This is a genomic window from Pedobacter sp. 01N416, assembly GCF_056399685.1.
The window spans coordinates 1-13,320 of sequence record NZ_JBFTRT010000052.1; the positions used below are offsets into that span (position 1 = coordinate 1).

General features: G+C 38.7%; 11 protein-coding genes. 3 read left to right on the plus strand and 8 right to left on the minus strand.

What is annotated here, in order from left to right:
* Positions 1–309 precede the first annotated feature (309 nt).
* From AC1DND_RS04730 to AC1DND_RS04745, 4 genes are read right to left on the minus strand one after another with little or no spacing between them, the layout of a single operon-like run.
* Positions 310–1,773 carry a RagB/SusD family nutrient uptake outer membrane protein gene (locus AC1DND_RS04730; RefSeq protein WP_477579545.1) on the minus strand — a complete coding sequence of 488 codons (1,464 nt, stop codon included), beginning with the start codon at positions 1,771–1,773 and terminating at the stop codon, positions 310–312.
* A complete protein-coding gene (locus AC1DND_RS04735; RefSeq protein WP_477579547.1) occupies positions 1,689–2,018 on the minus strand; it encodes a twin-arginine translocation signal domain-containing protein in 330 nt (109 codons plus the stop codon). The genes AC1DND_RS04730 and AC1DND_RS04735 overlap by 85 nt, the downstream gene beginning before the upstream one ends.
* 7 nt (positions 2,019–2,025) lie before the next feature.
* Positions 2,026–5,397 (minus strand): TonB-dependent receptor, encoded by a 3,372-nt coding sequence (locus tag AC1DND_RS04740; RefSeq protein ID WP_477579549.1) that lies wholly within the window; start codon positions 5,395–5,397, stop codon positions 2,026–2,028.
* A 55-nt stretch (positions 5,398–5,452) separates the two neighbouring features.
* A complete protein-coding gene (locus AC1DND_RS04745; protein ID WP_477579551.1) occupies positions 5,453–6,571 on the minus strand; it encodes a FecR family protein in 1,119 nt (372 codons plus the stop codon).
* A gap of 159 nt (positions 6,572–6,730) precedes the next feature.
* Here AC1DND_RS04745 and AC1DND_RS04750 point away from each other — a divergent pair, with 159 nt between their 5' ends.
* A complete protein-coding gene (locus tag AC1DND_RS04750) occupies positions 6,731–7,393 on the plus strand; it encodes an RNA polymerase sigma factor (RefSeq protein WP_477579552.1) in 663 nt (220 codons plus the stop codon).
* A 9-nt stretch (positions 7,394–7,402) separates the two neighbouring features.
* Here the strand turns inward: AC1DND_RS04750 and AC1DND_RS04755 are convergent, their stop codons facing one another.
* A complete protein-coding gene (locus tag AC1DND_RS04755) occupies positions 7,403–7,600 on the minus strand; it encodes a hypothetical protein (protein WP_029277580.1) in 198 nt (65 codons plus the stop codon).
* Between the two features lie 278 nt (positions 7,601–7,878).
* Between AC1DND_RS04755 and AC1DND_RS04760 the strand changes: the two genes are divergently transcribed.
* Complete coding sequence (locus tag AC1DND_RS04760; RefSeq protein WP_477579554.1) at positions 7,879–8,850, plus strand: Gfo/Idh/MocA family protein; 972 nt, start codon at positions 7,879–7,881, stop codon at positions 8,848–8,850.
* A gap of 179 nt (positions 8,851–9,029) precedes the next feature.
* Here AC1DND_RS04760 and AC1DND_RS04765 read toward each other — a convergent pair whose 3' ends face one another.
* The 3 genes from AC1DND_RS04765 to AC1DND_RS04775 all read right to left on the minus strand — a co-directional run bounded on the left by AC1DND_RS04765 (position 9,030) and on the right by AC1DND_RS04775 (position 12,074).
* On the minus strand, positions 9,030–9,644 hold the full coding sequence (locus AC1DND_RS04765) for a glycine-rich domain-containing protein (protein WP_477579556.1): 615 nt from the start codon (positions 9,642–9,644) through the stop codon (positions 9,030–9,032).
* A gap of 10 nt (positions 9,645–9,654) precedes the next feature.
* Positions 9,655–10,047 carry a hypothetical protein gene (locus AC1DND_RS04770; protein ID WP_477579558.1) on the minus strand — a complete coding sequence of 131 codons (393 nt, stop codon included), beginning with the start codon at positions 10,045–10,047 and terminating at the stop codon, positions 9,655–9,657.
* A gap of 215 nt (positions 10,048–10,262) precedes the next feature.
* On the minus strand, positions 10,263–12,074 hold the full coding sequence (locus AC1DND_RS04775; RefSeq protein ID WP_477579560.1) for a right-handed parallel beta-helix repeat-containing protein: 1,812 nt from the start codon (positions 12,072–12,074) through the stop codon (positions 10,263–10,265).
* Between the two features lie 689 nt (positions 12,075–12,763).
* On the opposite strand from AC1DND_RS04775, the gene AC1DND_RS04780 reads away from it, so the two are divergent.
* The gene (locus tag AC1DND_RS04780; RefSeq protein WP_036669980.1) at positions 12,764–12,994 is read left to right on the plus strand and encodes a hypothetical protein; all 231 of its coding nucleotides are present in this window, start codon (positions 12,764–12,766) and stop codon (positions 12,992–12,994) included.
* Positions 12,995–13,320 lie beyond the last annotated feature (326 nt).

Consider the following 13,320-nt stretch of genomic DNA (forward strand, 5'->3'; position numbering starts at 1 on the left):
ACATCAATAAGGCCTTCTTTCTCTTTTGATAGAGGGTTGCAATGGTGAAGGTTATAAGACATGACACGCAGTACATTACTGCGCTTTGATTCAGCTTGTCCGTTGATCTTAGGTGAACAAGCGCCCAAAAGGCAAATGCTTAGTATTAAAAAAGAGTATAATTTCATATTGGGTTAAATTAATAAATAAAAAGAGGCTGTATCATAAAATTTAAATTTCGATTCGAATCCATCTCTGTTGAACTTCCTGATAAAGTGGATAGGCCCAAAGATGACAGTTCTACATTAATGATACAACCTCTTAAATTAGTTACCAGCCTGGATTTTGTCCCAGTACTGGGTTGCGTTGCAATTGTGTAATTGGAATTGGCCAAAGATAATTTTTAGGAGCAACAAATTTTCTACCTGTGTTTACCACAAAATACCCATTTGCATCTGTTGCAATGGTAGCTACATATTGCTGGTTAAAACTTTCAACCAAACTTTTCTTCATGCCCTTTACATCCTGAGCCAATAAATCGCCTTGTTTCCAGCGGAGTATGTCGTAATAGCGCTGTCCTTCAAGTGCAAGTTCAACCCTTCTTTCGCGTCTGATTTCGGTTCTTAAATCTAACCCAGCTGCCACAAGTTCGGTAATTACCATTCGTTTCATTCCCACGCGGTCGCGCAACTTATTAATGGTATTATCAATATCAGTTTGGGTAAGTGTACCTTGCTCCAACCTCGCCTCTGCTAAAGTAAGCAGTACTTCTGCATAACGGATATGATGGATATCGTTCGAGTCCTGGCTTACCGTACCCACAGCAGCAACTTCTACGTATTTGCTAAAGTAAAACCCAGTTCCTGTTATACAACCCTTTTTATCGGCGTTCCATTTAGGAGTATTAAATATCGGATTTGTAGTGGCATCGGCATCACCATCATCTTGTCCGCCCCAAGCCCAACCAGGTGTTAATATGGTTTGGTTCATACGTGGATCTCTGTTTTTAAAGATATCAGCATAAGTGCTTTCGCTATACAATGGCGATTTATCTATCGGAAGTCCGTCTGTACATAAATAACTATCTACCAACGATTTGGTTGGTGAGTAGCGGCTCGTTTGATCGGGCACCTGAATTTCGCGACTGGTATTGTGCACACTTACGCCGGCAACATTTGGTCTTGCGAAAATGGTTTCTTTGTTGGCACCAGCGGCTAATTTTCCTTTGTAGGTAAAAAGATCGTTATAACATTTGGCTGTACCACCAGCTGTATATAGCTGATAAACATTCAGATCCATTACTGATTTAGCGGCAGCCTCGGCAATGCTCCATTTTTCGAAAAAGAGTGCTACTCTGGCTTTCCAGGCAAATGCGGCACCTTTGGTGATACGACCAAGATCAGCAGAAGTATAAGCAGTTGGAAGCCCAATCGCTGCTGCATCTAAATCGGCAAAAACAAATTCGAGCACTTCTGCCCTTTTATTACGTGGACCAAATACTTCTTCATCACCAATATCGAGCGTTTTAGAGATTAGCGGCACATCACCGAAAAGGAAGATCAGATAAGTATACATAAAAGCCCTTAAAAACCTTACTTCTCCCGCATACTGCGCCAAGGCAGTTGCACTGATATTGGTGGCTTTGGTGTAATTTTCGAGAAAATGGTTACAACGCCTGATGGCAGCATATAAATTTACCCACTCGGAGTTTAATGTCCCAGAAGTAAAATCGTAATTACCTGCAGAAATGGCCTGATATTCTGAATTAGGGGGATAAATGGTATTGTCGCCCATATTTTTTCCATGGCGATGGTATTATTGTTTCTTAAATTGCTGTAACAGGCATTTGCAGCCAGTTTCAGTTGTTCTTCTGTTTTCCAGAAACTGATATCGGTTACCGAATCCAGCGGTTCACGATCAAGAAATCCTTTTTTACAACTGGCTAAGAAAAAGGAAGGAATCAGTGCAGCACCGCCCAACAAACCCGTTGCTTTTAAAAATGATCTGCGGCTGTTTATATATTGATTTTGATTTTTCATGGGTGGTTTATTTTAACTTAATCGAAAGACCGAAAATGAACGTTTTAACCTGAGGGTATAATCCGCCACTGGTTGCCTGCGATTCAGGATCGTAAGCATAAAAGAAATTGGTATCGGTAAACAAGTTATCGGCCGAAGCGTAAACCCTTAGCCTATCTATGTGAATCTTCTGCAAGAAATTTCCAGGGATAGTATAACCCAGCTGCAGGTTTTTCACCCTTAAATAAGCAGCATCCTGTAACCAATAATCGGCCAATCTTCCAGTGTTGCGGGTATCTTTATATACGAAACGTGGGTATGAACCTCCAGTATTTTGTGGGGTCCATCTATCCATATGCACTTCTTGAGGAAATGCAGCATCGGCATTATAAGCATGCAAACCCACTCCGGTAATATAGCCATTTGCCATGCCTACCCCTTGTAAAAATACACTCAGATCAAAATTATGATAAGCAGCATCTAACCTGAAAGAATAATTATACCGAGGGTAAGCATCGCCAATTACCTCACGGTCTAAATCGGCACTAATCAAACCATCGCCATTCAAATCACGGTATTTAAGATCGCCAGGTGCCACTTTACCTGCATCTGCAGCAAAGACTGGAAACTTTGGCACGTATTTTCCTGCGGCATCTTTGGTAAAATCAGTCTCTTGAGCTAATCCATCTGTGCGGTAACCATAAAAAGCATCAAGCGGTTGCCCTACCTGACGGATTCTGTCGCCAATGGTTGGGGGAACACCGCCCAAATCGGTAACTGTATTTTTGATATCAAAAAACTGTCCGGTAATGCCATATTTAAAATTTCCAATCTTATCGTTCCAACCCAGGCTCAATTCATATCCTTTGTTTGATATGGCACCCGCATTCTGATCGGGAACGGTAAGGCCTATTACATCAGGCTGTGGCACTTTAAGTTGTATATCTACCGTCTTTTTATTAAAAATATCTCCGGTAAAAGTAAGTCGGTTGTTAAAAAAGGCCAGATCCATGCCCACATTGAGCATCGTGGCTTTTTCCCATCTTAACAAGGGATTAGAAAGTATAGTCTGTGCAAAACCAGTAGTCAGGATATTACCAATTGGCATGGTACCCACACTGGTTAATACTTTAATATATGGATACCACTCAGAATAAGCTGGTCCATCTGCTCCATACTGATTACCCAATGATCCGTAAGAAGCGCGGATTTTACCATCGCTAAACCAGGACCGGCTATTGTCTTTTATAAAGCTTTCTTCGCTAAATCTCCAGCCTGCAGAAACTGAAGGGAATACACCCCATTTTTTTCCAGGCGCATAACGCGAAGATCCATCATAGCGCATATTAAACTCTACCAGATATTTTCCGGCATAATCGTAGTTAACCCTCGAAAAAAGCGATTGCAAAGCATATTGATAGGCATCGCCTGTTGCCGTTGGGTTCAGTGATCCAATATTCAGTACCGGTACATCATCACTAACCAAATTGGTTTTAGCTGCTGAGAAGGCATCAAAACGATACGTCTCCTGTTGATAACCGCCCAGCAGCTTAATGTGATGTTCGTCTAAATTAAGCGTGTAATCTGCCTGCATAGAGAAATTTTGCAAGGTGGTAGTTGTGGCAACTTCCCTCAGCGAATTGTTCGGACTGGTGGTGTAAATAATGGCATTGGTAGCTGGATTGAAATAATCGATCCTCCGATTAAATGTCCGTCTTTTTTGAGAACTGGCAATTAAACCATATTGCGATTTGAGATCCAAACCTTTAAGCACGTGCAATGTTCCCGTAATGTTGGAAGTAAATTCTTTAGAGAAAAAATTATTGAAACCGCCATCGGTAGCAATTGCYAAAGGATTACTAGATCCACCGCCATAACCCCAGGTACCGGTAGTAAACCGTACAGGTGTTAATGGTGAACTGGTAAATGCAGTATAAATAGCACCGGCACCGCCATCAGTATCGGCAGCTGGCTGATTCTGGTTACGGTCTAAATAACCCAAATTCACATCAACATCCAATAAGGAAAGGAGCTTTAAAGCCGATAGCTTTATCCTGGCATTGTTTTTTGCAAACTTATATTGATCGCCGGCAATTAGGCCATCCTGGTTTTCTCTTCCGTAAGAAAAATAATAATTAAAATCGCTGCTTCCTCCCTGCACGTTAATGCTGTGATTCTGTTGAGGAGCATAATCTTTAATCAATGCATCTGTCCAGTTGGTGTTGGCAAAATAATTAGGATCAGAACCATTACGTGCCACCTCAATCTGGGCATCGGTATAAGATTTCGGAAGACCTGCATTTATCTGTGCCTCGCCAAGCAGTGTCATATAGTCAACTGAGCCTAACATTTTAGGCAAACGTGTTGGTGTTTGAAAACCATAATAACCGTTATACGAAATAACTGCCTTCTGATTAAACTTACCTTTCTTTGTGGTAACCAAAATTACACCATTTGCAGCCCTGGAGCCATATATTGATGAAGATGCGGCATCTTTAAGCACGGTTACGCTTTCTATATCATCCGGATTAATCCAGTTCATATCACCTGGTACACCATCAATCAATACAAAAGGATTTGGATTATTGGTGGTTCCTGTTCCTCTTATCCTTAATACCGAATGTGTAGCACCTGGTTGCCCGCTACCGCCAATAGTGGTAAGCCCGGTAATGGTACCTTGCAAACCTGTAGAAACCGCCGTAATAGGCCTATCTTCCAAAACCTTGGCATCAACCTGCGATATAGCTCCCGTTACATTTGCTTTGCGCTGTGTTCCATAACCAACTATAACCACATCATTCAGTCCAACGGTTGACGGTTTTAAACTAATCGTATAAGTTGTTTGGCTTCCAATAGTGAAACTGTAATCTTCATAGCCTACCATCCGTACCTTTATTTTATCGCCAGCAAAAGCTACAATACTAAATCGGCCCATATCATCAGATGACACTGCTTTTTTAGAACTTTCGTTCACAATACTTGCTCCAGGTATTCCGGTTCCGATTTCATCAGTAATCGTGCCCTTAATATCAAGCTTTTGCGGTAGCGCCTTTTTCGTAATTACAATGGTGTGCTGCTCTATGGCATAGCTAAGCGGCAGGCTTTCAAGACTTTTGTCCATTACCTGTTGTATGGTCATGTCTTTTACCGTTACATTGAAAGTTCCGGCCTCACCGATCATTTCGTTGTTATATAAAAAGTCATATCCGCTCTGCTTTTTAATTTCCTGAAAAATTTCTTTCAATGAAGCTCCTTTTAGCGAGAAGTTTATCTTCTGTGCGTAAAGGGATGCTCTTACCTGGACGCAGAAGATTAATAATACGGCAATCGTTAGTCGCATCACTTTAAGTGGTTGAAACATGGAACTTAGCCTGGTTCTTTTTAAGTAAAAAAAATTCATTTTGTATGGTTTGTTTAGTGGGTGGTTAATCCGTTTTGTTGTTTAGGGCAAAAATTTAGTTGATAACTGTTACCCTCCTTTCTGCAATGTTGAATTTTACCGTTCCTGTAAGACTGAGCACTTTTAGTACTTCAGAAATATCTTTAAACTTCGATACCGAACCTGTGTATGATAATTTGTTATTATGGGTATTGTATACAATATCTATGTCGTACCATCTCGAAATTTTGCGCATTACTGATGATAAATTTTCTTCATTAAACAAGAAATAGCCATTCTTCCAAGCCATGGTCTGCTCTATATCTGCTTTGTTCACAGTAAACTTGTTTTCATATAAAACCCCTTCTTCGCCAGGTTTAAGATAGGTAACGGCTGAAGCTGATGTGAGCATCACTTTTCCTTCCAATAGCGTAGTTTTAATAAAAGCTTCGTCTTTATAGGCCATTATATTAAAGTGTGTACCCAGTACCTTTAGCTTCATATCCTGTGCTTTTACATAAAAAGGCATTTGTTTGTTCTTTGCTACTTCAAAATAGGCCTCACCATCGAGCTCTACCTCACGGCTGTTACCCGTAAACCGCGTTGGAAAGCGGATGGAACTAGCGGCGTTTAACCAAACTTTAGAACCATCAGGAAGTACAAGAGAATATTGCCCTCCTCTTGGAATCGATACTGTATTAAGCGCCACTTCTTGTGATGCTTCAGAAATAACATCGTAAGCCAATGTTCCATCGGCGGTTTTATTGATGGTAGTACCACTTTCTGAAGCTATTTGCCCTTGAGCTGCAGTATTTAGTACAATCTGTTGTCCGTTACCAAGCGTAAGTATGGCTTTATCAGAACCAGGCTTGATCGTTTTTGCATGATTTAATACCACCACATTCTTCTCATTTTTATGGTTAGTATTGAAGTAAAAAACTGTTGATACAATAAAAACCAATATTGCCGCTGCTGCTGCCATCTTCGTCCACAGTATAAATGGTTTTATACGCTTGCGCTCACCAACCGTTTCAATGATCTGCGAGAATATGCGTTCGGCCTGCTCGCCACCCGGCTTTGTGCTTTCAATCAGTTCGAAATCATCTTCATAAGCATTTAAGCTTTCTATTTCTTCTGGTGTACACTTTCCTTGAAGTGATTTTTGATAGAGAATGATATATTCCTGTTTTGTCATGTAAAGCGCTTTTCATCATAGAGCCACAGCTCCACCCACACACACTTATTTTTTTAAAAAATATTTAACAAGCCTAAAATGATTGAGAATTAAGATATCGTTCAAAATATTTATATTAGCTTAACAAATTCTTTATCTTGATCAATGAACTTTGCATAAATGAAACCTATCCATCTAGAGGCAGACGAGCGCGAATTATGGGAGGCCATTAAATTCGGGAATCAAAAAGCATTTAAAATATTATTTGATCGGTACTTTCCTACCTTGATAGCTACAGCTTCGCACTATTTGCAGGATGAAAATGAATGCGAAAACATTGTGCAGGATATTTTTCTCAATATATGGCTCAAAAGAGAAGTGCTCGAGATCAGGGATTTTAAAAGTTACCTTAAAGCGGCAGCAAGGTATCATGTGTATAAAGTGATCAGAAGTAAAAAATTAGCAAGAAGTGTAATTTTYACGGATGAAAATCTGGAAAACGAATCGGCCTACGCCATTAATAATGGTGAGGAATGGCTTAACGTATCGGCGCTAAAAACACAGATTAGCGGATATTTACGAATGTTGCCTAAACGTTGCAGGGAAATTTTCTTAATGAGCAGGGAAGAAAATTTAACAAATATCGAAATTGCCGAGAAACTTAATATTTCTAAACGAAGCGTCGAAAATCAGATAACCGCAGCGCTTCATCACCTTCGGGTTAATATCAAAAACTACCTCTTTATTAGCGGATTGGTTTATTTTTACGCGGCACAAAATCCTTCAACAGACAAAAATATTCATTTCCTTGTTGAGTCGCTATTGTTGTATCCGCTGATTTAGTTTAATGGGTTAGTTTTCATGCGCTCCGGCTTCGCCAGCCAATATCCTCTCCATTTCTATCATCATCTGCTCGGCCAGGCGTTGTTTAGCTTGCAATTTCGACAGGTAAGCATCTGCAAATGTTACTTCCAGTTCATCCATAATAAAGGCATATTTTGCCTTAAGTTCTATAAGATCAATCTGAAGTTTCTTGGAAAGATTTTGCATAATACAAAGCTAAAAAAAAGGAAGGCTATAATTCCGGATAAAGGTTTTATTTTTCTTTTTTGAAAAAATACACTAAATAGACAAAACCGTTAAAACAATCTCCTAATTCTTTCGTTTATAAATTGATTCCGGCGTGGTTTCCGGAATAGTTTGTTTGGTTAGTTGATTAGGGATCACTCCCAAAGTGAATCCCTTTTCTTTTTTACAAAGCTTTCTATCGATTGAGCATATTTTCCAGGCAATATTTTCTAAATTCAACCTTTCAAATCGATTATATAATGGAAGAAATCAGATGGGGCATTATTGGCTGTGGAGATGTGACCGAAGTAAAAAGCGGGCCAGCTTTTAATAAGGTAGCCAATTCTAAATTGGTGGCCGTAATGCGCCTTGATAGTACCAAAGCAGCAGATTATGCAAAAAGACACAATGTTCCGAAATGGTATAACAATGCCTCTCAACTGATTAACGATCCGGAGGTTAATGCCATTTACATTGCTACCCCACCTTTACAGCACGAAGCTTATACCATCGAGGCTTTAAAAGCTGGCAAGCCGGTATATGTAGAAAAACCCATGACTTTAGATGCTAATGCTGCTCAACGCATGACTGATGCTGCTAATCAGCTAAAGATAAAGCTTTGCGTGGCCCATTACCGCCGTGCACAACCAATGTTCTTAAAAGTTAAAGAACTATTGGCTGCACATACCATTGGCGATGTTCGTTTAGTCCGGTTAAAAATGCTCCAGCCGCCTAACCCTGCACTAATTACCAAAACAGCCGAYAATTGGCGGATCAAACCAGCCATTTCTGGTGGTGGTTTATTTCATGACCTGGCTCCGCATCAATTAGATCTCATGACTTATTATTTCGGTGCTGTAAAAAATGCTATGGGTGTTGCCACCAGACAACAGGAAAACACTGAGATTGATGATCTGGTTGCGGGAAATATACATTTCGAAAATGGAGTTGTTTTCAGCGGTACCTGGTGTTTTTCTGTTGCCGCACAAGATCAGGCCGATATTTGCGTGATTTATGGTTCTAAAGGTAATATCAGTTTCCCGATGTTTGGCAATAAAATTACGGTTACAACGGATCAGACGGAAGAATTTATATTTGAGCCTTTGCAACATGTGCAACAACCCATGATTGAAAAAGTAGTTGATTACTTTTTAGTCAAAAGAGAAAACCCGTGCAGTGGCGAAGATGCGTTGATTACCATGAAGTTAATGGATAATTTTACTCGGAAATAAGAATAATTCGACGAAGGTTTTTTTAATTGAACCATATAACACATATAAGCTCAATAGCCTTATATTTTCTTAAATTCCTTATGTGTTAAGCTAATTTATAAGGTGTCGTTTATACCTATTTTGATATCGAAAGGGTACTTCTTGTTCTTCGTTTATGAGGAATAATCGCTTAAAGTCGTTTACACTGATTTTTTCCGCTCTTTATCTGTCATAATCATAAAACTACTGAGAAACTGAAATCTACGTATTATAATGCCTATAATTCTATTGCAAAACGATTTCTTACTGTTTTGTGAAGAGGTGGCATCTTTCTTATCTAATAAATATGGTAAAATATCCTTGGGTATTCTCCAAAAATCAGGAGGAGGATTTTCTTTGAAAATAAGCAGGTAAAGTTTTAATGTTTCCAAATACCAATCCTGATGTTTATTGTATTCCACAATACCCCCCACGTTGGGATAATGATGTAAATTCCGTCCCAAAACCACTGGACAGAATTTTTCCCAGTACTCTACCGTATATAGCAGATGCATATGCCATACCCTATCAACCACAACAGAAGGCGATGCCCCGTTCTGCGATATGCAGCAGAGATACACAAAACGCTTATACTCTGCTATCGCCAGTAAAGTAAACCGTCTTGTCCAGCCCTCAGTAACAGCTAATTTCCGCGAAAAAGGGATTGCAAAATCTTCATTATCCGGCGAATAGTCATAAATCCGTTGCCACAAAGGATCATCTGCATAATTTACACCTATTTCATCAGGTAATATCGTTATATATTCAGGTTTCATCTTGAATTATTTAGCAGCCACAAGAAACTGAAGATTCGTAGATATAAACGGTTTTGGGATAATAATACCGGTTAAGCAACTGGCAGAAATCGTCGAACGTTTCCTGCAGGTCGGTGTCCAATAAATTTAATGTAAAATCCAATACAGGTGAAGCGCCAACAGAAACCGAAAGTTCACGGTTAACAATCTGTATATCGGTTATAACTTTCCATTGGATAAGGGCAGTATGCTCATGGTAATGAATTCCTTCTTCACATACCGTTAATAGCACTGTTTTTTCTTCACGCTGAGCCCAATACCCCACTACTCTTACGGTTACTAATATAAAAGTTAGTATGGCAGAAGCATAAAGGGAGATAGATAAGGTCCATTTATCTTCCGAAAAAAAGGAAATAATAACCATAACAATAAATGAAACCAAAAACAGACTGACCATACATGAACAATTGCCAGGGTCCCAAGCCTTTTTATACAAAATTATTTCATCTTTTACCATAAGCCTTAAAATCTGAAGGTAAGAAAAAATAAAGCAGATGGCAAAGCGTGCAATTCATTAAAAAAAACAAACAATAAACTATTTATTCAGCAAATACACACAATAATTACCATTGACATTCATTAATTCTTAACAGGAATTTCGAACTTAATGTCTGATTTGATATCATCTTCAAGCATTTCCTTCAATCGTATTTCTGGTTTTTCTGCACCGAACTGATTGCTCTTAATCCGGATACCTGTACAGGCTAAAAAGTTAAACGCTGGACGTTTTTTACCTGATGGCATAAAATCTGACCTTTCTATCTTATTATTGATAAAAGTTAGTCCATTTGTGCTTTTTGCCGATAATAAAGGATAATCGTACAGTTTAAAAGTATTGTTTTCGATCCTGATGTTTCGGTGTACGTAGTATTTTTTTACCAACTCACTGTTTTCGGGATTAATCTTAATGGCGTAGCTATCGGGCGTGCTATTAAAACCACATTCTATAAACTGGTTGTTGCGAATGGTTACATCCGTTACCGGGCCCGATTCGTACCAGCCCATAGCATCATTTTCAATCAAAATCGCGTGCATACCAGTACGGTAATATACGTTGTTTTCTATCAATACCTTACGTCGCGTTGTAATCAGCGTTCCCCGCGATATCGTTCCCTCAAACCTAGAATTTGTAATTTTTACCGATGGAGTCCAGGTTATGTTTTCTAAAGCATCACCCATTTTAAGTTCACTCGAAAATGGTTTTTCCATTTCTACCAACATCTCCCTTTCCGAAATTAGTTTTGCCGTTTTGATTACACCTTGAGCGTAAATTTGAAGTGCGGCACTATGCAGATAAGCTACCGTATCTCCTGGTATAAAAGCAGCAAACCCATAACTCTGGTGGTGCATAAATTTTAATTTTAAGGTATTGGGCGATACAATTTCGCTAACTTTTAAATGTGTACCGTGTACGTTAACCGGATCATCGTGCATGCCATTAAAGCGGCAATTATTGATGGTAATTTGTCCTTTACAACCCGAGAAATGCATGCCATCTGCCGACGAAGCAATTACACGGCCGCTTCCTGGTTCTGGCGCTACAAAAACACTGTCGTAATTTAAGTTTTCGGAAAATTGAGATACAATGCCTAAACCATGCATTGAATACATTTTAATATTGTGCAGGCTAATATTTTTAGAGCGGTTATTAAATGCGCCCACATAATCGCGGTAACGGTCTCTAACAGTTAATACATCACCGAGTTGTGCCCTAAATTTTGAAAAATCGCCAGTAAATTTTACCTTGAGCGGACCAATGTTTTCAGCTTTACTTTTAGAAAAAACTTCCCAGTTGCTATAAAGTAAAGTGCCAACACTTGGCCTTRCGAGTACCGCATGGTGGTTTTTAGCGATCCATTTTTCGCCGTACCATTCCAATCGACCGTTCACAATGGCAAATTTGCTGTCAGGATGAATGTTAGCTGTAACTGATGTTGGTGTAATCTCCTGCAAAGTCATTTCTGACATACCGGGGCGCTCATAATTAATCGACAGATTCTGAAACCTGATGTTTTCGCTACCATCAATTACCCAGGTGATCATTTTTCCATGAAAGATAAAAACAGATCCATTACCCTCTAAAATCACATTTTTTAGGTCTTTCAGGTATAAGCCGACTCTTTGTTTTTTTATCGGGACTTCTTCTTCTGAGGATGTGTTGGATATGTAATAATGTGTTTCGGTAGCACTATCGGGCCAAAAATCATACCTCCCTTTTGGGAAATTAAGTACAGATTTAGCTTGCCCTTTAGTAGCATCAATAGCTTTTTTCACACTTGCAGTAGCATCGGCAAAACTGTTGGGCCTGGCACCAAATTGGGTAACATCAATGGTTTGGGCATGCAGCTGATGACCAATGCATAAGAATAAGGCAATAAAATATATTTTCATTTGTGTGTGATATAATAATAATCAGATTTTATAGATTTTGGAAACCTGTAAGGTCTATAAATTTAGTTTAAATGGATTAAGTTTAATATTGTGGAACAGCTTTTATCGATTTAAAACCTGTATCACTGATCACAGTTTTTGCTGCTACTTTCGCAATATTGCTTAAAGATATCATTAATTAAAAAAATCTTCTGGGTATATATACCCGTCAATCATTGCTCTCACTTTTAATATCAGTGTGCAGAACCTTAAACTTTTACCAAGTTTTTTTGCTTTTTTTTAGTTTTATTTTAAAATAGCCTTAAAATGCAATTGGAAACTACTAAAATTTAAAGTGTGCACGGGGGAATTCAAGACGTCATAAACGGTTCTATGCTGTGCAAACACTTAATTATCTTCTTTTAGCTACTTCTTCATAACCCTAACCATCATAAAACCACAATTGAATCAATTTTCCTTGCTGAAGGGTCAATTTTTCTAATGCCGCAAGTAAGCTGGCCTTACCCAGCTCATCAGATTGTATTTTTACGATCAACTCTCATAATGCATTATTTTATTTTTTTTGTAGAGCTATCATTAAAGCGACTAAATAGATTGCATCAAATAAAAAGATAAAAAAATCAATCGTATTTAAAGTAATTTCTAAAGTTGTACGTCTACAGTTCCAACAAACCTAAAAACTTTTCTATATGATAGCCGTTTTCAAAACAAATGTATCCACGGATAACGAGTTAAACGTAATCAGCCCATTGCTGAACAGCCAGTTCAAAGAAATTAAATGGAATATCGATTTATGGGATTCTGATAAAATCCTCAGGGTAGATTCGCCAAGAGATTGGACAAAAGAAATCACCGAACTCTTTAACAGTATTGGTTTGCGCTGTATTAACCTGGAAATTTTTCATTCCGAGCCTTTTTAAGCCTACATTGAAATTTGTGGTAATTATTATGAATATTATATGCTGGTGGGAGGGTATATCATAATGGCGATTTCACCTCAGTTGCTGTCATGTTGAGCCTGTCGAAACACCTTAAAGCGTATTTAAGCGGGTCCTTCGACAGGCTCAGGATGACAAATCTATATTATGATACAACCTCTTGAATCTCGTTCTCAGAGATAATAAGCATTGGAGTTGCTATTGCAATTCCACATTGAAATTTACTTTATCAGTCAGATGGTAACATCTGACTGCACAAATGACTGAACAAATTAGAATCAAAAAATCCAAGCTTTTTATTGTAATAC